The sequence below is a fragment of the Microbacterium xylanilyticum genome, assembly GCF_054654695.1.
This window is the reverse complement of sequence record NZ_BAAIEN010000002.1, coordinates 1,204,210-1,226,482: the sequence shown is the minus strand read 5'-3', so window position 1 is coordinate 1,226,482 and position 22,273 is coordinate 1,204,210. Positions and strand designations below refer to the sequence as shown.

22 protein-coding genes and 1 tRNA gene are annotated in these 22,273 nt (G+C 70.4%); 15 read left to right on the top strand and 8 right to left on the bottom strand.

The genetic code is table 11. The annotated features are described in order from the left end of the window. Positions 1 to 14: 14 nt before the first annotated feature. The 5 genes from ACYQ1L_RS06325 to ACYQ1L_RS06305 all read left to right on the top strand — a co-directional run bounded on the left by ACYQ1L_RS06325 (position 15) and on the right by ACYQ1L_RS06305 (position 5,571). On the top strand, positions 15 to 989 hold the full coding sequence (locus tag ACYQ1L_RS06325; RefSeq protein WP_460003388.1) for a carbohydrate ABC transporter permease: 975 nt from the start codon (positions 15 to 17) through the stop codon (positions 987 to 989). After that, positions 986 to 1,897 (top strand): carbohydrate ABC transporter permease, encoded by a 912-nt coding sequence (locus ACYQ1L_RS06320; protein WP_460003387.1) that lies wholly within the window; start codon positions 986 to 988, stop codon positions 1,895 to 1,897. The genes ACYQ1L_RS06325 and ACYQ1L_RS06320 overlap by 4 nt, the downstream gene beginning before the upstream one ends. A 109-nt stretch (positions 1,898 to 2,006) precedes the next feature. Next, positions 2,007 to 2,079, top strand: a tRNA-Arg gene (locus ACYQ1L_RS06315). Positions 2,080 to 2,163: 84 nt separating this feature from the next. Further along, positions 2,164 to 2,745 (top strand): hypothetical protein, encoded by a 582-nt coding sequence (locus ACYQ1L_RS06310; RefSeq protein ID WP_460003386.1) that lies wholly within the window; start codon positions 2,164 to 2,166, stop codon positions 2,743 to 2,745. 222 nt (positions 2,746 to 2,967) lie between these two features. After that, entirely contained in the window at positions 2,968 to 5,571 is a 2,604-nt protein-coding gene (locus ACYQ1L_RS06305; protein ID WP_460003385.1) for a WD40/YVTN/BNR-like repeat-containing protein, read from the top strand. Positions 5,572 to 5,622: 51 nt separating this feature from the next. Here ACYQ1L_RS06305 and ACYQ1L_RS06300 read toward each other — a convergent pair whose 3' ends face one another. The 3 genes from ACYQ1L_RS06300 to ACYQ1L_RS06290 form a co-directional block, all read right to left on the bottom strand. Next, positions 5,623 to 6,009 carry a DUF1304 domain-containing protein gene (locus ACYQ1L_RS06300; protein WP_460003384.1) on the bottom strand — a complete coding sequence of 129 codons (387 nt, stop codon included), beginning with the start codon at positions 6,007 to 6,009 and terminating at the stop codon, positions 5,623 to 5,625. A gap of 28 nt (positions 6,010 to 6,037) precedes the next feature. Then, positions 6,038 to 6,763 (bottom strand): tRNA (guanosine(46)-N7)-methyltransferase TrmB, encoded by a 726-nt coding sequence (gene trmB, locus ACYQ1L_RS06295; RefSeq protein ID WP_460003383.1) that lies wholly within the window; start codon positions 6,761 to 6,763, stop codon positions 6,038 to 6,040. Positions 6,764 to 6,858: 95 nt separating this feature from the next. Further along, the gene (locus tag ACYQ1L_RS06290; protein ID WP_460003382.1) at positions 6,859 to 7,722 is read right to left on the bottom strand and encodes a DUF3097 domain-containing protein; all 864 of its coding nucleotides are present in this window, start codon (positions 7,720 to 7,722) and stop codon (positions 6,859 to 6,861) included. A 125-nt stretch (positions 7,723 to 7,847) separates the two neighbouring features. On the opposite strand from ACYQ1L_RS06290, the gene ACYQ1L_RS06285 reads away from it, so the two are divergent. The 4 genes from ACYQ1L_RS06285 to ACYQ1L_RS06270 all read left to right on the top strand — a co-directional run bounded on the left by ACYQ1L_RS06285 (position 7,848) and on the right by ACYQ1L_RS06270 (position 11,946). Further along, the gene (locus ACYQ1L_RS06285; RefSeq protein WP_460003381.1) at positions 7,848 to 9,872 is read left to right on the top strand and encodes a TPM domain-containing protein; all 2,025 of its coding nucleotides are present in this window, start codon (positions 7,848 to 7,850) and stop codon (positions 9,870 to 9,872) included. Positions 9,873 to 9,939: 67 nt separating this feature from the next. After that, positions 9,940 to 10,680: a PspA/IM30 family protein gene (locus tag ACYQ1L_RS06280; RefSeq protein WP_460003380.1), complete on the top strand. Its 741-nt coding sequence runs from the start codon at positions 9,940 to 9,942 to the stop codon at positions 10,678 to 10,680. Between the two features lies 1 nt (position 10,681). Further along, positions 10,682 to 11,494: an arginase family protein gene (locus ACYQ1L_RS06275; protein ID WP_460003379.1), complete on the top strand. Its 813-nt coding sequence runs from the start codon at positions 10,682 to 10,684 to the stop codon at positions 11,492 to 11,494. Beyond that, entirely contained in the window at positions 11,491 to 11,946 is a 456-nt protein-coding gene (locus ACYQ1L_RS06270) for a Fe-S oxidoreductase (RefSeq protein WP_460003378.1), read from the top strand. Before ACYQ1L_RS06275 ends, ACYQ1L_RS06270 begins: the two co-directional genes overlap by 4 nt. A 93-nt stretch (positions 11,947 to 12,039) precedes the next feature. Here the strand turns inward: ACYQ1L_RS06270 and ACYQ1L_RS06265 are convergent, their stop codons facing one another. Both ACYQ1L_RS06265 and ACYQ1L_RS06260 read right to left on the bottom strand, forming a co-directional pair. After that, positions 12,040 to 12,504, bottom strand: coding sequence for an SIP domain-containing protein (locus tag ACYQ1L_RS06265; protein WP_460003377.1), 465 nt, complete (start codon positions 12,502 to 12,504; stop codon positions 12,040 to 12,042). Between the two features lie 74 nt (positions 12,505 to 12,578). After that, positions 12,579 to 13,283, bottom strand: coding sequence for a tyrosine-protein phosphatase (locus tag ACYQ1L_RS06260; RefSeq protein WP_460003376.1), 705 nt, complete (start codon positions 13,281 to 13,283; stop codon positions 12,579 to 12,581). Positions 13,284 to 13,523: 240 nt separating this feature from the next. Between ACYQ1L_RS06260 and ACYQ1L_RS06255 the strand changes: the two genes are divergently transcribed. The 6 genes from ACYQ1L_RS06255 (at position 13,524) to ACYQ1L_RS06230 (ending at position 19,572) form a co-directional block, all read left to right on the top strand. Beyond that, complete coding sequence (locus ACYQ1L_RS06255) at positions 13,524 to 14,471, top strand: alpha/beta fold hydrolase (RefSeq protein WP_460003375.1); 948 nt, start codon at positions 13,524 to 13,526, stop codon at positions 14,469 to 14,471. A gap of 114 nt (positions 14,472 to 14,585) precedes the next feature. Then, positions 14,586 to 16,118, top strand: a complete 1,533-nt coding sequence (locus ACYQ1L_RS06250; RefSeq protein ID WP_460003374.1) for an ABC transporter substrate-binding protein — start codon at positions 14,586 to 14,588, stop codon at positions 16,116 to 16,118. A 10-nt stretch (positions 16,119 to 16,128) separates the two neighbouring features. Beyond that, positions 16,129 to 17,082 (top strand): ABC transporter permease, encoded by a 954-nt coding sequence (locus ACYQ1L_RS06245; protein WP_460003373.1) that lies wholly within the window; start codon positions 16,129 to 16,131, stop codon positions 17,080 to 17,082. Further along, positions 17,079 to 17,966 (top strand): ABC transporter permease, encoded by an 888-nt coding sequence (locus ACYQ1L_RS06240; RefSeq protein ID WP_460003372.1) that lies wholly within the window; start codon positions 17,079 to 17,081, stop codon positions 17,964 to 17,966. The genes ACYQ1L_RS06245 and ACYQ1L_RS06240 overlap by 4 nt, the downstream gene beginning before the upstream one ends. After that, the gene (locus ACYQ1L_RS06235) at positions 17,963 to 18,748 is read left to right on the top strand and encodes an ABC transporter ATP-binding protein (RefSeq protein ID WP_460003371.1); all 786 of its coding nucleotides are present in this window, start codon (positions 17,963 to 17,965) and stop codon (positions 18,746 to 18,748) included. Before ACYQ1L_RS06240 ends, ACYQ1L_RS06235 begins: the two co-directional genes overlap by 4 nt. Continuing rightward, positions 18,745 to 19,572, top strand: coding sequence for an ABC transporter ATP-binding protein (locus ACYQ1L_RS06230; protein WP_460003370.1), 828 nt, complete (start codon positions 18,745 to 18,747; stop codon positions 19,570 to 19,572). The genes ACYQ1L_RS06235 and ACYQ1L_RS06230 overlap by 4 nt, the downstream gene beginning before the upstream one ends. Positions 19,573 to 19,653: 81 nt before the next feature. On the opposite strand, the gene ACYQ1L_RS06225 is transcribed toward ACYQ1L_RS06230, so the two are convergent. The 3 genes from ACYQ1L_RS06225 to ACYQ1L_RS06215 form a co-directional block, all read right to left on the bottom strand. Further along, positions 19,654 to 20,832, bottom strand: coding sequence for a DUF3100 domain-containing protein (locus ACYQ1L_RS06225; RefSeq protein ID WP_460003369.1), 1,179 nt, complete (start codon positions 20,830 to 20,832; stop codon positions 19,654 to 19,656). A gap of 140 nt (positions 20,833 to 20,972) precedes the next feature. Further along, positions 20,973 to 21,770 (bottom strand): peptidase dimerization domain-containing protein, encoded by a 798-nt coding sequence (locus ACYQ1L_RS06220; protein WP_460003368.1) that lies wholly within the window; start codon positions 21,768 to 21,770, stop codon positions 20,973 to 20,975. Then, positions 21,706 to 22,209 carry a zinc-binding metallopeptidase family protein gene (locus ACYQ1L_RS06215; RefSeq protein WP_460003367.1) on the bottom strand — a complete coding sequence of 168 codons (504 nt, stop codon included), beginning with the start codon at positions 22,207 to 22,209 and terminating at the stop codon, positions 21,706 to 21,708. The genes ACYQ1L_RS06220 and ACYQ1L_RS06215 overlap by 65 nt, the downstream gene beginning before the upstream one ends. Positions 22,210 to 22,273: the final 64 nt, after the last annotated feature.

Below are 22,273 nucleotides of genomic sequence, written 5' to 3'. Positions count from 1 at the left end.
TGGACACCGTCGCCGTGACTGCTGCTCGCACGGGGGGCCGCAAGGCCCCCCGTCTGGGGCAGCGCCGATTGACGCTCGACTACGTGTCGTTCCTCCTGGTGTTCCTCGTGCTGCCAGTGGCGCTGTTCCTCGTGTTCGTGATCTCGCCGTTCCTCCAGGCCGTCTACTACTCGATGACGAACTGGACCGGCTTCTCGCCGAACATGAGCTTCGTCGGGGTGGACAACTTCGTGAAGCTCTTCCAGGATCCGACGTTCCTGCACGCGATGGCGAACAACGTCCTGCTTGCGATCGTCGTCCCTCTCATCACGATCGTCATCGCTCTCATCTTCGCGAGCATGATCACGGTCGGAGGGCCCAGCCACGGGCAGGTCAGGGGCCTGACGGGGTCGAGCTTCTACCGCGTGGTGTCGTTCTTCCCGTATGTGATCCCCGCGATCGTCATCGCGATCCTGTGGAGCATGATCTACCAGCCGTCGAACGGCCTTCTGAACGGCATGCTCCGGGCCGTCGGCATGACCGACATGGTGGACTGGCTCGGCGACCAGCGCACGGCCATGGGCGCGACGATCTTCGTGATCGTGTGGAGCATGGTCGGCTTCTACATGGTGCTGTTCATCGCGGCGATCAAGGGCATCCCCGCGGAGACGCTCGAGGCTGCCCGCATCGACGGCGCCGGACGGTTCCGCACCGTCATCTCGATCCTGCTGCCGCAGATCCGTGACAACGTGCAGACCGCATACATCTATCTGGGGATCATGGCGCTGGATGCCTTCGTCTACATGGCGGGCCTGAACGCATCCGGCGGCCCGAACAACAGCACCCTGGTGATGAGCCAGTACCTGTTCCGCACCGCGTTCGAGAAGGGCCAGTTCGGCCTCGCCACGGCCATGGGCGTCGTGCTCGCCGCGATCACGCTGATCTTCGCCGGTCTCGTCATCGGCGTGTTCCGCCTCATCGGCGGCAAGGACGAAGGAGGACGCGCATGAGTCTCGACACGCGCGCCGCGGTGACGGTCGACCCGAAGGCCGCCAAGCAGATCCGCGCCACGAAGTCCACGAAGTCCACGAACTCGGACAAGGTCGTCGGCGGCATCTCGCACGTCGTCCTCGCCCTGTGGTCGCTGGTGGTCATCCTGCCGATGCTGTGGACCCTGCTCGGCTCCTTCAAGACGACGAAGGAGATCTTCAAGTCCCCGTTCGGGCTGCCGGCCAACTGGAACTTCGACAACTACGTGAACGCGTGGGTGAAGAACAACTTCGGCCCGATGTTCCTGAACACGGTCATCGTCGTCGGCACGGCCCTCATCCTGGTGATGCTCCTGGGAGCCATGTGCGCCTACGTGCTCGCTCGGTTCTCGGTCCCGGGCAGCCGGGTGATCTACTACCTGATGCTCGCGGGCCTCACGTTCCCGCCGTTCCTCGCGATCGTGCCCCTGTTCTTCATCCTGCAGGGGATGCAGCTGCTGAACACGCTGCCGGGCCTGATCATCACGTACGTCGCGTTCGCACTGCCGTTCACGGTGTTCTTCCTGTTCTCGTTCTTCAAGTCGCTTCCCTACGAGATCCAGGAAGCGGCCTACGTCGACGGAGCGAGCGAGTGGCGCACGTTCTTCCAGGTGATGCTGCCGATGGCGAAGCCCGGCCTGGCAGCGGTGGCCATCATGAACTTCCTGGGCCTGTGGAACCAGTTCCTGCTGCCGATCTCGCTGAACACGAACCAGGACAACTACGTGCTGTCACAGGGCATGGCGTCCTTCGCGTCGTCGGCCGGCTACCAGGTCGACTTCGGTGCGATGTTCGCCGCGGTGATCATCACGATCGTGCCGGTGCTGATCGTCTACATCCTGTTCCAGCGTCAGCTGCAGGGCTCGGTGTCGCAGGGCACCTCGAAGTAGCGCCCGCCACCCCCGAGAAGCGCTCCCCGGCCGTTCCGGGGAGCGCTTCCTCGTTCCCCCCGGGGGCCGTCGTTCCGAGCCCGGAACCGATGCTAGGCTCGTTCGGTACGCCTCCGTAGCTCAGCGGATAGAGCGCCGGTTTCCGGTACCGTAGGTCGCAGGTTCGATTCCTGTCGGGGGCACGCATACGAAGAAGGGCCGCCCGCGGGGCGGCCCTTCTTCGTATTCCTCACCCTCGGACGCCCCGGTATCGCCACACTGGGTTCATGACGGTCTCATACGCTCCGGGTCCGACGCTCCCTCCGGGAACGCCCGCCCACACTCGCTGGGGCTGGGTCAACGCACTGGTGCCCGTCGCGTATCTGGTGCTTACGGCCGTGCAACTCCCGGTGGTGACCCTGATGATGCGGGACTACTTCCGGCAGCTATCCACGATCATCGCCGCCCAGCGTGCGGATCCCTATGCGTCATCGGCGATGCGCGGCCTGATGTCGACCGTGATGCCGATGATGCTCACCTCCGTCGCGTTGTCGGTGCTGAGCTTGGCTCTGGGCGCCCTCTTCGTGGTCGCGGCGAACCGGGACCACGAAACGCTCGGTCGCCTCGGTTACCCGCGGCGGTTCCACTGGGCGTGGAGCTTCTTCGGATTCGTCCACCCGTTCGGGATCCTCGTCTACCCGATCGGACGGGCTGTCGTCGTGCACCGCCAGGCCGCGGCAGGCTGGGGCCCGATGTGGCTGGCGATCGCAGCAGCGGCCGCGTCGTTCACGATCAGTGTCGGCTGGTCGATCTGGTTGATGTTCACCTTCTTCCAGGAGATCTCCGCGCTGCGCGGCACGATCGCCTGAATCCGGAGCGGGGGGATCACCAGCGGCGCTATCAGGATCAGCAGGAGCAGCCCTCGCGACCTCTGATCCACCGCTCCCCTGTTGCGATGCCCCGGTTCGGGTCTAGAGTGTCAGCGCCTGCGTGGACTCGGCGGTCGAAAGCCGTTCCCAACAGGCTCACAGGCCATCAGCCTGCGGCGTATCCGCGTCTCACCAGGACGCTCCGAGCAAGGAGGCTCTGCCGTGTCGTTGCCGAAGAAGAAGTCGTCACTCAGGGACCGCCGCGGCGGCCGCATCGCGCTGGGCCTCCTCGGAGCCGCCGTCTTCGCGATCACCCAGTTCATCCCCGCGGCGAGCTTCGCGAGTGGGTCGCCCGGCGGAGGAGGCCGGTACCACGACGCCGGCGACGAGGCCGCCGAGCTCATGACGTCGCAGACCGAGTTCTCCCAGGCGCGGACCGCTCCCACCGGGCTGGTCCAGCCCGGTGCGTACGCCAAGGCCTATGCCGACCTGTCCGCCCTGCCGCCCGCGTCGTCGACCTGGTCCTCCGTGACCGACGTCCCCTACAACGCCGACGACCCCCGCTACCGCGACCCGAGTGCCTCCAACAGCGGCGGCGGCGCCGGATACGTCACCGGCCGGGTCGAGGCGCTCGCCGTCGACGCGAGCTGCGTCTTCGCCGGCGGCGCTGCGGGCGGGGTGAAGCGCTCGTGCGACGGCGGCACCACCTGGACGGCGATCGCCGACGCCCTGCCCACCCAGTCGATCGGCAGCCTCGCGATCGCGCCCGACGGCGCTCTGTGGGTCGCCACCGGCGACGGCACGACCGGATCCGCGACCTACGTCGGCGCCGGCGTGTACCGGCTGGCGTCGCCCGACACCGGGACGTTCACCGCATCCTCGAAGGTCGGCGGGACCGAGCTCGACAGCCAGGTGATCCGCCGGATCCTGGTCGACGGCGAGAACGGCCGTGTCTTCGTCGCCGCGTCGCGAGGACTCTACATGCGGTCGCTCACGGACACCGGGTCGAGCGCGTGGACGCAGACGCTCGCGCCGTGCGCCCAGCAGACGATGGACTGCAGCGACGTGAACGCCAGCTACCGTGACATCGCGAACGATGTCGCCGTGCAGCCCGGCACCGGTGGCAAGGTGGTCCTCGCCAACCTCGCCTGGCGCAGCGGCGCCGCGTACAACGGCTTCTACCTGAGCAGCGACGGCGGCGGCACCTGGACGAAGATCAACCCGAACGGCGCCATCAACCCCAAGGACGTCGGCAACGCCACGCTGCAGTACTCCGCCGACGGGTCGACGCTCTACGTGATCCTCGAGTCGCCGGCGGCCCTGAACTCCGGTGCCGCGAGCGCCCTGAACGCCGTCTACGTCTCGCGCTCCGGCAAGGCGGTCGGACCCTATGCGCAGATCGCCAACCCGAGCACGCTGGCGCAGAGCGGTTCGGCGGAGCGGAAGCAGCTGATCGGCAAGGGCTACCAGCCCGGCGTCCAGGCCTGGTACAACCAGTTCCTCGGCGTCGACCCGGCGAACCCCCAGCACGTCTACGTCGGCCTCGAGGAGGTCTACGAGTCGTGGAACGGCGGGGCGACATGGAACACGATCGGCCGCTACTGGGACTTCGGCTTCTCCTGCTACTCCTACCTCGACGCCGCCAACACGTGCGACGGGAACGTCATGCACTCCGACCAGCACGCCATCGCGTTCGGCGCCGGCTCGACGGCGGGCCAGGTCCTCGTCGGCAACGACGGCGGCCTGTATCGACGTGCGATGACGGCGGACGCCTCGTCCTGGACGTCGCTGTCGACGTCCGGCCAGCTCGATCTGCTGCAGTACTACTCGGTCGCGGTCGGCAAGGACGTCCAGCATCCCGGGCAGGTGCAGATCTGGGGCGGCCTGCAGGACAACGGCGTCTCGCTGCTCGACCCGGGCAACGGCGGCACGATGGTCTCTCCGTTCGGCGGTGACGGCGGGCAGCAGCTCGTCGACAGCGAGAACGGCTGTCGGACGGTCGGCGAGTACGTCGACCTCACACTGCAGATGACCGTGAACTGCGGCGTCGCCGACGGCAGCCCCGCCTCCGACGGCTCGATCGTCAGCATCGCGCCGACGGATCCCAGCCCGCGCTTCATCGCGCCGTTCAGCGCCGACGCCACCGACCCCGGCACCTGGGTCGCGGGCGGGCGTTACGTCTGGGTGAACACGAAGACCTGGGCGAGCACGAGCGGCGCCGACTGGAGCCAGGCCGGCGATGCGGGATCGGGCCATTCGATCACCGCGCTCGCCAGTCGCAACCACGTCGTGTGGGCGGGCTGGTGCGGGTCGTGCAACCCCGGCGGTTCGTTCGCCCGCGGCATCCTGACGAATGCCGGCGGCAGCTACCAGCAGGTCGCCCTCGACGGCGTCCCCAACCGGATGGTCACGGGTGTCGTCCCGGATCCGCAGGATCCGATGAGCGCCTACGTGATCTTCGGCGGATACTCGCGCAACTGGGTCGACGGACCCGGCAACCTCGCCGCGGGGACGGGTCACCTCTGGAAGGTGACGCTCGGCACCGGGACGAACCCGAACGGCCTGGCGAACGCCGTCTGGACCGACGTCAGCGGGAACCTGCCCGACATCCCGGCGTCGAACCTTCTGCTGACCTCGACGGGCCGCGCCATCCTGTCCACCGACCTCGGCGTGGTGGAGACCAGCACCGCGTCGCTGCAGTCGGGTGCTCCGCAGTGGTCTCGCGACGGCATCCCGCCGACCATCGCGACCCAGGCCGTGGAGGGCCCGGACGGTCAGGTCTACGTCGCCACGTACGGACGGGGGATCTTCCGCGCCGGAGCATGAGACAGTGAGCCCGGGGCGTGGAACACGGCCCCGGGCTCGGTCCTCGAGGGCTCAGAACAGGGCGATCACCAGCGGCACGACCGCGACCAGCGGGAACAGCCCCTGCACGGTCGCGGCGCGGGCCTTGGACCGGTCGGAGAGGATCAACACCAGGGCCGCCGCGAGCATGGAGCCCGTGCCGGCCAGCATGAGCGCGATGCCGACCGGATCGGATCCGGCCGTGGCGATCACGATGCCGGTCACGGCGACGATGGCGAGGAACAGGTTGTAGAAGCCCTGGTTGAACGCCAGCGGGCGGGTGATCTCGGCGTCCTCGGCGGACGTACCGAAGATCCGCCGGGTGGACGCGTGCGTCCAGCGCACGGACTCCAACACGAAGATGTAGACGTGGATCAGCGCGGCCAAGCCGGCGAAGACGGATCCGAGCAGCAGGAACATGGTGCGATTGTCCCGCACCGGTCTCGTCTCAGCCGCGCACGACGCGGCGGTAGGTGAGGTCGCGGATGTCGCGGCCCTTCGCGATCCCCTTGCGCTCGAACGCGGTCATCACGCGCCCGTCGAAGCGCTCGGCCCACTCCCCCTCGAAGGCGCGCTCGAACTCGGGCGCCTCGTCGAGCACCTCGCGCATCTGCAGCGCGTAGTCCTCCCAGTCGGTGGCGAGCCGCAGCAGGCCGCCGTCGCGGATCGCCGCACCCGCGGTGGCGCCGAAGCCCGGCCGCACCAGCCGGCGCTTGGTGTGGCGCTTCTTGTGCCAGGGGTCGGGGAAGAAGATCCAGACCTCGTCCGCCGCGCCGGCGGGGAGATACGTCGCGAGCACCTCCGGCGCGTTGGCCTCCACGAGCCTGAGGTTGCGCGCCCCCTCGCGGTCCGCGTCGAGCATCGTGCGTGCGAGACCGGCTCGGAACACCTCGACGGCGAGGAAATCGCGCTCGGGGTGCGCGGAGGCGGCGGCCACGATGGCGTGTCCCTGCCCGGATCCGACCTCCACGGTCAGCGGGGCCACCCGCCCGTAGGCCGCCGCGGGGTCGAGCCGCGCCTCGGGGTGCACCGAAGTCCAGGCCACGTCGCGGGGCACATCGAGCACATAGAAGTCGGCGAGCTCGGCGAAGGCCCGTTCCTGGGCCTCGGACATGCGGCCGCTGCGGCGCACGAAGGAGACCGGTTCGTCACGGAAGGTGCGGGGTTCGGGCATCCCTCCAGGGTATCCGCCGTCCGGCCCCGCAGCGGGCGTCGCCGCGGGGGCTCCGGGAACAGCGGCCCTGCCCGCGGAGCGGGCGGAGCGCCCGCTCATCGCCGCGCGCCCGCGGAACCCGAGACGGGCTCGGTCACGAAGTCGATCAGCTCCTCGACGCGCCCGAGCAGGGAAGGCTCCAGGTCGCGGTAGCTGTGCACGCGCGAAAGGATGCGCTTCCACGCGTGGGCGATGTCGGCCTGCGTCTCGGCGGGCCAGCCCAGCGCCCGGCAGATCCCGGTCTTCCAGTCCATGCCGCGGGGGATCTGGGGCCACGCGCGGATGCCCATCGCCGCCGGCGTCACGCACTGCCACACGTCGATGTACGGGTGCCCGACGATGCGCAGGTGCGGTCCATGCGGTCCGCGCAGGATCTGCTCGACGATCCGGGTCTCCTTGGATCCGGTGACGAGGTGGTCGACGAGCACCCCGTAGCGGCGGTCCCGGCGCGGCGGCGCCTCGGCCAGGAGCTCCTCGAGGAGGTCGACGCCCTGCAGGTACTCGACGACCACGCCTTCGACGCGGAGGTCGTCTCCCCACACCTTCTCCACCAGCTCCGCGTCGTGCCGTCCTTCGACGAGGATCCGGCTGGGTAGCGCGGTGCGAGCGCGGGCGTCGGCGACCGCGAAGGAGCCGGACGCGGTCCGCTTCGCGGTCGCGTCGCCAGCCTTGGAGGGGTGCACGAGCCGCACCGGTTCGCCGTCGATCATGTAGCCCGCGCCGAGGGGGAACAGCCGGCGACGGCCCTTGTAGTCCTCGAGTTCCACCTGCCCGCCCTCGATCCGGGTCACCGCGCCGCAGAACCCGTCGACGGCCACCTCGACGACGAGATCGCGTTCGGCGGGGACGTCCACGGCGACCTTCGCGCCGCGCTCCCGCCAGCCGTCGGCGAGCACATCGGATCCGTACCTGTCGTCCATCGTGATCAGCCTAGCGAGGCCGCGGTCGCGGGCCGGCGAACCCGGACAGCAGGTGCAGGAGAAACACAACGTGACACACCCTAGACTCGCTCCTGGGGGCTTTCGGGGTCCCGGGAGGAGCGAAGATGCGCGCACGCTGGCCTGTCGTCGTAGCCGTGATCCTGGGCGTGCTCGGCATGTCGTTCGCCGCCGTTCCCGCGGTCGCCGCTCCGGCCGCCTCGCCTGCGGCATCCGTCCCCGCGGCGGCTCCGGTGACACTCGGCAATGGGTTCATCACGGACCTGGTCGGCGCTCTCGGCACCTCCGAGACCGAAGAGCTGAACAGCCGCCTCGAGAAGCTGAGCAAGACGCAGAACATCCAGTTGTTCGTCGTCTTCGTCGACACGTTCTCGAACCCGGACAACAGCCAGCAGTGGACCAACCAGGTCGCGGTCGACAACGGGCTCGGACAGACGCAGTACCTCCTCGCCATCGCGACGCAGTCCCGTCAGTACTACCTGTCCGCGGACAAGGCGGGCCCCGTCCCGCTGTCCCGGGTCGATCAGATCTCGCAGTCGCTGGTCAACGACCTGCATGCGGACGACTGGGCCGGCGCGGTTCGCACCGCCGCGGACGGCTTCTCCGGATCCGGTGCTTCCGACCTCGGCGGGATCGTGCTGATCGTGCTCTGCGTCCTCGCGGTGGTCGCTGCGATCGTCGTGCTGGTGGTGATGCGCCGCCGCGCGGCCGCGCGCGTCAGGCAGGCGACCCCGACAGCGACCGGCGACCCGCTCGACGCCATCAGCGACAAGGAGCTGGCTCAGCGCGCGGGGCTGGCGCTCGTGCACACCGACGACGCCATCACCTCCTCCACCGAGGACCTCGGCTTCGCAACCGCGCAGTTCGGCGAGACGGCGACGAGCACGTTCGCCGATGTCGTCGCCAAGGCCAAGGCCAAGCTCGACGAGGCCTTCTCCCTCAAACAGAAGCTCGACGACGAAGTACCCGACTCCGATCAGCAGCGTCGCGACTGGTATCTGCAGATCATCCGGCTGTGCGAGAGCGCCGACACTGCGCTCGACGCGAACGTGGCAGCCTTCGATGAGCTCCGCAAGCTGGAGCAGAACGCCGAGGACGCGCTCGCGCAGCTGAAGACGCACCGTGAGACCGCGGCGGGCGCGGTCGCCGCCGCCCCCGCCGCGCTGCAATCGCTCGCCGCGGTGTACGACGCGTCGGCGCTGCAGCCCGTCGCCGGCAATCCGGCCGAGGCCGCGAGCCGCCTCGAGCTCGCCGACACGAACATCGCGCAGGCCGGCGAGCTCATCGCCCAGGGCAAGCGCGGCGAGGCCGCTTTCGCGATCCGGACGGGCGAGGAGGCGGTGCTCCAGGCGTCGCAGCTCGCCGCCGCGATCACGACGCTGCAGACCGACCTCGCTGCGGCCGAGACCCAGGCGCAGGCGCTCATCGCGAACCTGGAACAGGACGTCGCCGGAGCCGCGGCCCTTCCCGCGTCCCCCGAGCTGAACGCGGCGATCGCCGCCACCCGCGCCGCACTGGATCAGGCCCGCGCCGACGCGACCGGCACCGGACGTCGTCCGCAGGCCGTGCTCGAGTCGCTCACCGCGGCGAACACGCGCATCGACAGCACGGTGGACGCGATCCGCAACGCGCAGCAGCAGGCCGAGCGCGCGCAGCAGGTGCTCGAGCAGACCCTCACCCAGGCGCGCGCGGAGATCTCCACCGCCAACAGCTACATCACGACGCACCGCGGTGCGATCGGCCCCGACGCCCGCACGAGGGCGGCCCAGGCGTCCGCAGAATACGACCAGGCCGAGGCGGCCCGCGTCGCCGACCCGGACGCGGCTCTGCAGCATGCGCAGCGCGCGATCGCCCTCGCCCGCGAAGCCACGCAGCTCGCCGCCGGCTCCATCGACGCGTGGGGAAGCGGCAGCGGCTGGGGCGGCGGCTGGAGCGGCGGGAGCCGCGGCGGCATGGGCGACGCGATCCTCGGCGGCATCATCGGCGGCATCCTCTCCGGCGGTGGCGGCGGCCGGACCAGCGGAGGCTGGGGCGGAGGAGGAGGCGGCTGGCGCTCCAGCGGCGGGGGCGGCGGCTTCAGCCCCTCCAGCTTCGGAGGAGGCGGCCGCGGCGGATCGGGCGGCCGCTTCTGACAGCAGGATCCTGAGCATCATTTCACGTGCACGACCACATCGACCGGAAATCTGGAAAGGACATCCCATGACCAAGCAGTCCATCTTCGGCCGCATCTCCACCCTGGTGAAGGCCAACATCAACGCCCTCCTCGACTCCGCCGAGGATCCGCAGAAGATGATCGACCAGCTCGTCCGCGACTACACCAACAACATCGCGGACGCCGAGTCGGCCATCGCCGAGACGATCGGCAACCTGCGGCTGCTGGAGCGCGACCACCAGGAGGATGTGCAGGCCGCCGCGGAGTGGGGCAACAAGGCGCTCGCCGCCAGCCGCAAGGCCGACGAGCTGCGTGCGGCGGGCAACACCGCCGACGCCGACAAGTTCGACAACCTCGCCAAGGTCGCCCTGCAGCGCCAGATCACCTCGGAGCAGGAGGCGAAGACGGCCGAGCCGCAGATCGCCGTCCAGACCGAGATCGTCGACAAGCTCAAGGTCGGCCTGAACGGCATGAAGGACAAGCTCACCGAGCTCAAGAACAAGCGCAGTGAGCTGCTCGCCCGCGCCAAGGTCGCCGAGGCGCAGACCAAGGTGCAGGACGCGGTCTCGTCGATCAACGTACTCGACCCGACCAGCGAGCTGGGACGCTTCGAGGACAAGGTGCGCCGCCAGGAGGCGCTCGCCCAGGGCAAGGCCGAGCTCGCCGCGTCCAGCCTGGACGCGCAGTTCGAGAGTCTCGAGGACATCGGCCAGCTGAGCGAGGTCGAGGCCCGCCTCGCGGAGCTGAAGGCCGGATCCGCGAAGCCTCAGGAAGCGCTCGAGGGCTGAGATGACCCGCTTCCTCGTCGTCCCGCAGTGGCAGGGCTCCCCTGCCCCGCGGGCGATGCTGCTCACCGAGGGCGCATCCGCCATCGCCGGCGACCTCCCCAGCGCGCGCACGACCGTGCTGGAGGTCCCGCTCGAGGCAGGAGACGCTGAGGGCACGGGCGTGCACCGGCTCAGCAGCCTGCGCCGCACCAGGGAGCTCATCGAGGAAGCGATCACGGCGCACGCCGAGCCCACGCTCGTGGTGGGCGGTGACTGCGGCGTCAGCGTCGCCGCCGTCGCCGCCCTCCCGGGCGCCCTCCACGACGTCGCGATCGTGTGGTTCGATGCGCACCCCGATCTGCACACCCCGGAATCGTCCTCATCCGGCGCCTACGCGGGCATGGCGCTGCGCGCGCTCATCGGCGACGGATCCTTCCCGATCGAGGGGCCCACGGGCCTCAGCCCTGAGCGCACGGTTCTCGTCGGCGCCCGATCGGAGGACGATGCGGAGACCGAGTATCTGTCGTCCTCCGGCATCGTCCGCCTCGACGTGCTGGATGACGCGCAGGCGCTCGCGGATGCCGTCGCGGCGACCGGCGCCTCGCGCGTGTACGTGCACATCGACGTCGACGTGCTGGATCCCTCCGAGCTCGTCGGCGTCTCCTCCGCCGTGCCGTTCGGTCTGCGCACCGCCGAGGTCGTGAGCGCCGTCCGCGCCCTCCGCGAGCGCCTGCCGCTGGCAGGGGCGACCATTGCGGGATTCGCGCCGCGCTCCCCCGCCGACGCGGTGCAGGACCTGGGCGCGATCCTGCGCCTGATCGGCGCCCTGGCGTGACGGCGGGTGACGCCGCCCGGATCGCCGCCGTCGAGGCCGAGGCCGCGCGGATCCTGGAGCGCGGCCGACGCCGGGACCTGCATCTGCCCGGCGTGCTGCTGCGCTCCCCGATCAGCCGGCTCGGATACGCCTGGGGCATGGCCATCGGCTGGATCTGGGGCGGCCTGTGGAGCACGGGCGTGGTCGAGCGACGCGAAGGACTGTGGATCTTCCGAGGCATGCCCGCGTGGACGTTCGCCCGCGGAGGGGTCTGCGTCGCGGGCTGCTATCTCACCGGCGATGACGTCCCCGACGACCGGGTGCTGCAGCACGAGGCCGTGCACAAGCAGCAGTGGCTGCGGTACGGCTTCCTCATGCCGGTCCTGTATCTGCTCGCCGGACGGGATCCGCTGCGCAACCGCTTCGAGATCGAGGCGGGGCTGGCGAATGGGCACTACCTCCCGCGCCGCTGATACGGTCCCTGAGCCTGTCGAAGGGCCCTGAGCCTCTCCGGGCCCTGAGCCTGTCGAAGGGACCTCAGCCCGTCGAAAGCCGGGATCCCGTGCTCAGAACAGGCCGAAGCGCTCGGGAGCGGCGATCCGGTCGGCGGCGATGCCGAGCCGCTCGGTGAGGTGCTCGACGATGTCGGCCGTGCCGAGGAAGCCGCCGAGCAGCGTCACCGACGTGCGGTCGTCGGCGCCCTCGCAGAGCATCTCATCGGCCCAGGCGATCGCGGCGCGGGCGGCCGCCTCCCCCGGCGCACAGCGGCGGCCGGACCCGGATACCTCGGCACGCGCGGCGCGCGGCAGCCAGGTGACCGTCATCCGCGGCGGTGCGGCGACGGCCGAGAGGGACGCGACGTCCGGCACCTCGATGAAGACGCGCCCCGTGGCGCACAGCGGCAGCGTCGCCAGCACCGCCTCCAGCTCGGCGAGCGACGCCTCGTCGGCGACGACGAGGTGCTGAGCCTTCGCGGAGCGGCGCAGCGCGCGGCGCTCCGCGCGCGCGGTGGTGCGGGTCGCGGTGGTCATGATGCCTCCACGATATCACCCGAGGAAGGATTGCCTAACCTACTCCAGCAGCGGCCGCAGCACCCGCGCTCCCGCTAGGCGACCAGGGCGGATCCCAGTGCTTCGAGCTCCTGCGTGGTGAGTCCGGCGGCCAGCAGGTAGTCCGCCACTGAGCCGTACTCGTCGTCGATGCCCGCGAGCAGCTCGTGCATCACCGGTGCCGGCGACTGGGTGGCGACGGCGATCGCATCATGCGCGATCGGAAGACGCTCCTCCAGCCACTTCGCGATCGCACGGTTGCGGGATTCCGGCAGCTGTGAGGCCGTCAGCGCGTAGTCCTCCACGATCGCGTCACGATCCGCGCCGACGGCGGCCAGCGCCAGCGCGACGCTCACCCCGGTGCGGTCCTTGCCGAGGGTGCAGTGCACCAGCGTCGGCTCCCCCTCGGACAGGATCCGCACGACGCGCACGACGCGATCGGCGCCGCCCTCCACGATGTGGCGGTACAGGCCGGTGAGGCTCACGTCACCGAGCAGGAAGGACGCGACCGAGCCGGCGAACAGCGGGATGTGGTCGATGCGCAGCCCCGGAAGGGCGCACGGCTCCGCACTGACCTCGCTGTCGTCGCGGAGGTCCACCACGCGGGCGACCCGCGTCGTGAGGAAGTCCTGGGCCTCGAGCCCCACATGCGCGAGATTGCCGGAACGGAAAAGCATCCCCTCGCGGACCCGCGACGTGCCCACCGGGATGCCCCCGACATCGCGCAGATTCGTGATCCCGGGCACGGTCAGCACCGCCATCCCCGCACCCGCTCCCTTCGCCTGCCGACCATGGCTCCAGCCTAGAGTCTGACGGCACGGCCGAGGTCGGCTGCCGTCATGCGTCGCCCTGCGCGCGGGGCGCCGGACCGCGCCGGTTCCGGAGCATGATGACCATCATTGCGTATCGCACATTTCTGATTCTTTCACTTTGTGACGAAACAACTGGGCAGATCGCTCCCATATTTCACCCGAACGGTGTGCGGGGAGCACAATGAAGGCGTGTCCCACGTCGCACCAGAAGAGACCACAGAGTTCTCCTTCCTCGCCGGGCAGGCGCGCACCCTCGGCGTGGCACTCCCGAGGGTCGAGCGCCTCTCACTGCCCCTCCCCGACGGCCGCGTGCTCAGCGCCCTGCGCTACGGCGAGGATCCGGTCGAGGTGACCCTGCTGCACGGCGCGGGCCTCAACGCGCACACGTGGGACACCACCGTGCTGGCGCTCGGCCGGCCCGCGCTCGCGATCGACCTCGCCGGGCACGGCGACTCCTCGTGGCGCGACGACGCGGACTACACCGGGCGCACCCTCGCGCCCGACGTCGTGGAGGCCCTGCGCGCGTGGACCGACCGCCCGCAGGTGCTCGTCGGGCAGTCGCTCGGGGGGCTCACCGCCGCCGCTGTCGCCGCACCGGCGCCCGAGCTGGTCCGCGAGCTCGTCGTCGTCGACATCACGCCCGGCGTCGACCAGAGCGTGGGCCCGGCCGCGCTGCGCGAGTTCTACCGCGTGGTCGACGGAGCGTCCCGCGACGAGCTCGTCGACCGCGCCCAGCAGTTCGGCTTCGGCGGTTCCCGCGAGGACACCGTCCGCGGCGTGTTCCTGAACACGCGGGTGCGACCCGACGGTCGTGTCGAGTGGAAGCACCATTTCGCGCACATCGCCGCGCAGCTGCTGGACGCACCGTCCGCCGTCGGAGATGCCGCCCCGTCGGCGATGACCGGCATCCTCGGCGAGCACGGCTGGGCGGACCTGGCGGCGACCGTCGCCCCGGTGACACTGGTGAGGGCCTCGCACGGCTTCGTCTCGGACGGCGCCGAGAACGAGTTCCGCACGCGCCTCCCCGCCGCCCGCGTGCAGCGGCTGGACGGCAGCCACAACCTGCAGGAGACCGCACCCTCCGCCCTCGCCGACATCATCCGCACCGCCATCGGCACCGCTCCCGCGGCGCCCTGACGGCCGGTTTGTGACGCCGCATTCCAGAACGCGGCTGCCGTGACCCGGCGCCCGCCTAGGCTCGACCGCACAGCCCGCCCACAGCATCCACAGCACCCCCGAGAGGATCCCGTCATGCACCGCACCCGCGCTGCTCTCCCCCTGCGCCGCCGCACCGGCGCCGCCCTGCTCGCCGGCCTCACCGCGGCCGCGCTGCTGCTCACCGCCTGCTCCGGATCCCCTTCGCCCTCGAAGAGCGGCGCCACCGGAGCCGTGGATCCGAACGCCGCCCTCACGGTCGGCCTGGTGCTCGAGCCGTCCAGCCTCGACATCCGGCACACGGCGGGCGCTGCCCTCGAGCAGGTGCTCGTCGACAACATCTACGAGGGCCTGGTCAGCCGCACCCAGGACAACAAGATCGTCGACCGGCTCGCCAAGAGCCACGAGATCTCCGCGGACGGGCTCACCTACACGTTCGTGCTGAACGACGGCATCACGTTCCACAGCGGTGCGAAGCTCACCTCCGCCGATGTCGTCTCCTCGCTGCAGACGGCGAAGGACGACAAGACGGTGCAGGGCCACGCGGACCTCGCCGGAGTCGCGTCCATCGCCGCACCCGACGACAAGACCGTCGTGATCAGCCTCACCCAGCCGAGCCAGAACTTCCTGTTCAGCCTGACCGGCACCGCCGGCCTGGTGTTCCAGAAGGGCGACGCCACCGACCTGCAGTCCGCCGAGAACGGAACGGGTCCGTTCACCCTCACCCAGTGGAAGAAGGGCGACTCCCTCGCCTTCGCCCGCAACGACAAGTACTGGGGCGCGAAGGCCGGCGTGAAGAGCATCGTCTTCGACTACATCCCCGACTTCACCGCCGGAGTGAACGCGGCACAGAGCGGCACGCTCGATGTGCTCACCGCTGTCGACGCGAACCTCGCACCTCAGCTCGACAAGAAGTTCACGCTCACCAAGGGGCGCACCACCGACAAGGGCACGCTCGCGTTCAACAACGCCAAGGCGCCCCTGAACGACAAGCGCGTGCGCGAGGCGCTGCGTCTCGCCATCGACCACAAGGGGATCATCGAGGCCCGCGGCATCGGCACGACCCTGTACGGCCCGATCCCGCAGCTCGACCCCGGGTATCAGGACCTGTCCGGCACGGCGCCCTACGACCCTGAGAAGGCGAAGGCCCTGCTGAAGGAAGCGGGCCAGGAGAACCTGTCCCTGACCCTCACCATCCCGTCGTTCTACGGATCCACCGTGCCGCAGCTGCTCACCAGCGACTTCAAGAAGGTCGGGGTCAAGCTCACCGTCAACTCGGTGGAGTTCCCGGCTTGGCTGGACTCCGTGTACACCAAGCACGACTACGACCTGAGCTTCGTGCTGCACGTGGAGCCGCGGGACTTCGGCAACTTCGCGAACCCCGAGTACTACTTCGGCTACAACAACCCCGAGGTGCAGAAGCTGTACACGCAGTCGCAGACCGAGCTCGACGCGAAGAAGTCGGCGCAGCTGCTGTCGCAGGCCGCCGAGATCGTGGCGAAGGACGCAGCCGCCGACTGGCTGTACGAGGATCAGACGCTGACCGCCGTCCGCCCGGGCGTGCACGGCTTCCCGAAGGACTCGATCAACTCGCGGCTCGACCTGCGCGGCGTGACGGTCACCCAGTAGCGTCTGGTCTGTGCTCCGATACGCGCTCGTCCGAGGAGCCCTGCTCATCGCGGGGCTCCTCGTCGCGAGCGCCCTGATCTTCCTGGCGCTGCGGGTGTTCCCCGGCGATGTGGCCCAGCTGCTCGCCGGCGACAAGGCCACGCCGGAGCAGGTCGCCCAGATCCGTCGCTCACTCGGCCTCGACCAGCCCGTCCTCCTCCAGTACCTCGGCTGGATCGGGGGCGTCCTGCGCGGCGATCTCGGCACCTCGCAGCTGAATGGCGCGTCCGTGGCCGCCGAGCTCGCGCAGAAGGCGCAGGTCACCGTGCCTCTCGCGGCGCTGGCCCTCCTCATCGCGCTGCTGATCGCCGTGCCTCTCGGCATCGGATCCGCGATGCTCCGCGGCCGCGCAGCGGGCACGGCACTGAACGTGGCCGCCCAGGCTGTCGCCGCCGTCCCCGTCGTCTGGGCGGGCATGATGCTCGTGGTGGTCTTCGCCGTATGGCTGGGGTGGCTGCCCGCGCAGGGCTTCCCCCGCGACGGCTGGGCCGATCCCGGGCAGGCGATGCAGGCGCTCATCCTGCCGGCCCTGACCATCGGCGTGATCGAGGGCGCGCTCCTGCTGCGCTTCGTGCGCAGTGCGACCCTGCAGGCCGCGTCGCAGGACTTCGTGCGCACGGCCGCGGCGAAGGGCCTCACCCGCAACCGCGCCCTCATCCAGCACGGACTGCCTGCGGTCGGGCTGTCGGTGATCACAGTGCTCGGGATCCAGGTCGCGGGCATCATCGTCGGATCCGTCGTCGTGGAGCAGCTGTTCACCCTGCCGGGGATCGGGCGGATGCTCGTGGCCGACGTCGGCACGCGCGATCTCGTGAAGGTGCAGGGCGAGCTGCTGGTGCTCACCGGCATGGTGCTGATCATCGGCTTCGTGGTGGATCTCGTGCACCGGACGCTCGATCCGAGGCAGCGGGAGGCCGACGAATGACCGCCCTGCGCCGCCTCTGCTCCTCCGCCGCCGGCCTGTTCGGCGTGATCGTCGTGGGCCTGATCCTGGTCACCGCCCTGGTCTCCCTGTTCTGGACGCCGTTCGACCCGCGCGCCACCGATGTGACGGCGCGCTGGCGGCCGCCGGGCTGGCCGCATCTGCTCGGCACCGACCTCACCGGCCGCGACATCCTCAGCCTCATCATGGCGGGCTCCCGCACGACGGTGGTCGTCGCGGTCGGAGCGGGCGTCGTGGCCACGCTGATCGGCGTCGCGCTCGGCGCCCTCGGTGCACTCACCGCGCGCTGGATGCGCGAGACCGTGGCGGTGCTCGTCGACATCCTGATCGCCTTCCCTGTGCTCATCATCGCGATGCTCATCTCCACCGTGCACGGCGGATCCCTCTGGGTCGTGATCTGGGCCGTCGGGATCGGCTTCGGCGTGAACGTGGCCCGCGTCACCCGGCCCGAGCTGCGCCGCGTGCAGCACAGCGACTTCGTCGTCGCCGGCAGGGCGTCCGGGCTGACCCCGCTCGAGAACCTCGTCCAGCACCTGCTGCCCAACATCGCGCCGGTGTTCATCGTGCAGCTGAGCTGGGCCATGGCGACCGCCGTGCTCGCCGAGGCCGGGCTGTCCTACCTCGGCTTCGGCGCCTCGGTCGTGGATCCGTCCTGGGGCATCCTGCTCGCCGACCTGCAGCGCTACATCCAGGTCCACCCGTTCTCCGTGGTGTGGCCGGGCCTGGCGATCACCCTCACGGTGCTGGCGTTCAATCTGCTCGGGGATGCGCTGCGCGACGCCACCGATCCGACGCTGCGCGCGACCGCACGCCGCCCCCGACAGGCGCGTCCCGGTCCCGCTCCGCTGCCGGGGGTGACCGCATGAGCCTCGAGGTGAGCGGCCTCGTCGTGGAGATCGACGGCCGCCGGGTCGTCGACGGCGTGTCCTTCGCCGTGCCCGACGGTGCGCGCGTCGGGCTCATCGGCGAATCCGGATCCGGCAAGTCGCTCACCGCTCTCGCCCTCATGGGACTGCTGCCCGACGGCGCCACTGCTTCGGGGAGCGTGCGCTGGAACGGGCGGGAGATCCTCGGGCTTCCGGATCGCGACCTCGCGGGGATCCGCGGCGACGAGATCGGGATGGTGTTCCAGGAGCCGCGCACCGCGCTCAACCCGATCCGCACGATCGGCCGGCAGATCGCGGAGACCATCCGGATCCACGAGCGCATCGACCGGCGCGAGGCGCGGAGCCGCGCCGTGGCCGAGGCCGCGCGCGTGGCCCTGCCCGACCCGGAGCGGATCGTCGACCGCTACCCGCACCAGCTCAGCGGCGGCCAGCGGCAGCGCGCCGCGATCGCAATCGCCCTCGCCGCCCGACCGCGTCTGCTCGTCGCCGACGAGCCCACCACCGCGCTGGACGTGACGATCCAGGCCGGGGTGCTGCGGCTGCTGCTGTCGCTCGTGGAGTCGGACGGGATGTCGCTCGTGTTCATCACGCACGACCTCGCGGTCCTCGCCCAGGTCGCCACGGAGGCCGTCGTGCTCGCCGACGGCCGCGTGGTCGAGAGCGGACCGCTCGAGAGGCTGCTGACGACTCCCACCTCGCCGATCACTCAGGGCCTGCTGCGCGACGCCACCGCGACACTGTGGCGCGGGGAGGAAGCATGAGCGACACGACCGCACCGCGCGCCGACTCCGCACCGGCCGAGACGCTCATCCGCGCCCGGGGCCTGCGCCGCGAATACCTCGGCCCGCGCAAGGAGCCGTTCGCCCGGCGTCCCCGCACCGTCGCGCTGGAGGACGTCGACCTCGACGTCACGGCGGGGCGGGCGCTCGGCATCATCGGCGAATCCGGATCCGGCAAGTCCACCCTCATCCGGCTGCTGCTCGCGCTGGATCGACCCACCGCCGGCACGGTGACGATCGACGGGCGCGCGGTGGACGCATCGGCCCCGGCCCGCGCCCTGCACTGGCTGCGCCGCGAGACCGGCCTCGTCTTCCAGGATCCGTACGCGTCGCTCGATCCGCGGCAGACCGTCGGCCGGATGGTCTCCGAGCCGCTGCGGGCCCTCGGCATCGCGGGCGATCACCGTGCCAGGGTCGCCGAGGTGCTCGCCCGGGTGGGGCTGGATCCGGCGATGGCCGACCGGTACCCGCACGAGTTCTCCGGCGGGCAGCGCCAGCGGGTCGCCCTGGCCCGGGCGATCGCACACAGGCCGCGGATCCTCGTCGGCGACGAGCCGATGTCCGCGCTCGACGTCACCGTGCGCGCGCAGATCCTCGAGCTGCTCCGGGAGCTGAGCGCCGACGGCATGACGCTCGTGCTGGTCTCCCACGACATCGGCGTGGTGCAGAACCTCTGCGACGACGTCGCGGTGATGACCGACGGCAGGATCGTGGAGCACGGGCCGACGGCGCAGGTGCTGCGCCACCCCGCGCACGAGTACACCCGCCGGCTGCTGGCCGCGATCCCGGTGATACCGGGACGCTGATCGCCTCGTCCCGAGAGCGCTCGCGGAACGAGGGGAAGGGGGCGGGATCCGCGTATCCCGCTCCCTTCCCGCATGCTCTGGTCAGTGCCAGAAGCCCAGTGCGACCTCCGCGACGATCGCGGACAGCACGAACGATGCGACCAGGGCGACGATGCCGACGGGGACGATCTTCCAGCCGATGCTGCGCAGCAGTGGCAGATCCTTGCCGAGGCTGAGGCCCGCGATCGTCAGCATGACCGTGATGACCGAGATGACGTCGACGGTCGCGGAGGCCTGGGCCAGCCAGGACGCGATCGGAGAGATCGGCGAGGAGACGAGCACGCCCAGCGTCGTCACCGTGATGATGGCGGGCAGCTTCCCCTTCGTGACCCGCGCGAGACCGATGCTGATGCCCGCGAGCAGCGAGAGGATGGCGTAGACCGCGATCATCTCCCAGCGGAACGCCTTCGCCGCGATCATGGCGGCGATGACGCCGGCGAGGCCGATGATCAGGAGCGAGCTGATCATGCCTACCTTGACGGTCGAGGTCTCCATCAGCACGGCAGCGGTCGCGCGCGTCGCACGCAGCTCCTCTTCGCTGAGGCGCTCCGCTCCGGAGCCGCTGTCCGCACCGACCGCGAGCACCTGGCTCTGCATGTCGGGGTGCGCCGCGACGATCACGCCGGCCGCGGCGGCCATCATGGATCCGGATCCGACACCGGAGGCCATCGCGAGCGCGAGCGGGTCGAAGATGTGCATCGAGACGCACAGCGACACGACCAGGCTGATCACGATGGCGCCGAAGATCGTGCCGAACACGTACATCGACAGCACGCCGCGGTACTGCGGGGAGTCGGATCCGTACTTGCCCGAGACCATCGCGAACGCCCCCTCGCGGTCGATCGAGAAGGTCGCTCCGATCGTCGCCGGGCCCATCCGCAGCAGCACGGCGAGGGGCAGTGCGAGCAGGATCGTGCCGAACATGTGCCCGAGCTCCTTCAGCAGCAGGGCCGGCCCGGCCTTGAACAGCAGCGGGATGTTCGGGCCGATCGAGAACGCGAGTCGGGCGCACAGCACGAGCACCGCGACACCCATGATCACGGTCGCGGCGCGCTGCAGGTCGGCCGGGATCGGCTTGAGCTTCTGGCCGGACACCACGGTGCCGGCGACGATCGCCCAGATCATCGGCAGCAGGGTGATCGCGAGCGCGCCGATCGGGATCACCACGGGGCCGATCGCCTGGGATCCGGCGGTGATCGCGACGATGAGCGCGCTGATCACCCACAGCTTCGGGCTGCGCAGGGTGAGGGTGACGGCGTCCGCGACGCCCGCGCGAGGCCTCGCCGGTGGCGGCGTCGCCGGTCTCGTGGCTGGTGGTCATGTGCTTCTCCGGGGGACGGGAGGCGGGCTCGTCGTCGAGCTCAGGCCTCGAGGGTGATGCGGGTGGCGCCGGCGGGACGCTCGGCGGTGCGGCGTAGCAGGTCGGCGCGCAGCTCGGCGTCGGCGGCGATGTCGAGCACGGTCCAGGCCATGGTGAGGGCGGCGTCGATCGCGGCGTCGTCGGCCGCAGGCGTGGCCGCCGCGGCCGTGAACGCGGGATTGTGCGGCACGGCGGTCTCACCGAGGATCGCGATCATCGGGTGGATCGAGGGGACCACCTGCGAGACATTGCCCATGTCGGTGGATCCGCCGCCGATCCCGGCGCCCTCGGCGATCCTGCGGCCGACCGCGACGAGGTTGCGGTCCCAGACGGCGGCGAGGGCCGGATCGGGGTTCAGCGGGGCGTAGGGGTGCTCGGTGGGCGCCCACGTCCAGCCGCAGCCGGTCGCGATCGCGGCTCCCTCGAAGCAGGCGAGCACCTTGGTCTTCATGTCGCGCCAGATGTCGATGTCGTAGGCGCGCAGCTCGACCTGCACGACGGTGCGGTCGGGGATGATGTTGGTCGCCTCGCCGCCGTGCGAGACGAACGCGTTGAGGTTCGTCTCCTTGGGCAGCTGCTGACGCAGCAGCGCGATCGCCGTCTGTGCGAGGGTCGCGGCTGCGGCGGCGTTGATCCCCTGCTCGGGAGCGCCCGCTGCGTGCGCGGTGCGGCCCGTGAAGACGACCTCGAAGCGGTCGACCGCGGTGGCCCGGAAGGCGGCCGCGGAGTGGTCCTCACCCGTCATCCCGTGCACCATGAGGGAGAAGTCCACGTCCTCCCAGGCGCCGGCCTTGAGCATCGAGACCTTGCCCCCGCCGTGCTCCTCCGCGGGGGTGCCGAGCAGTTTGACCCGCAGGCCCGCCTGGGTTCGCGACGGTCGCGAGGGCGAGCGCCGCGCCGACACCGGCGGTCGCGATCACGTTGTGCCCGCAGGCGTGGCCGATCCCCGGCAGCGCATCGTACTCGGCGCAGATCGCAACGGTGAGGTCGCCGTCGCCCGCGATCGCCTCGATCGCGGTGGGCACGCCGTACGCTCCCGGCTCGACGGTGAAGCCGGCATCGCGCAGCACATCGGAGATCAGGGCGGCGGCCTCATGCTCCTCCCAGGACAGCTCGGGGTTGCTGTGGATCGCGTGGCTCATGGCGAGCAGCTGCTCCCGTCGTGCCTCGATCTCCTGCGAGGCCCTCGCCTTGCGGGTGCCGACAGCGGTGTCGTCGGTGATCTGCATCGCGTCCATGAGCGTCCTTCCGGGTCGGGGATCGTTCAGAGTGTGCTCCCCTGCCGGCCCAGTCACGTGATCT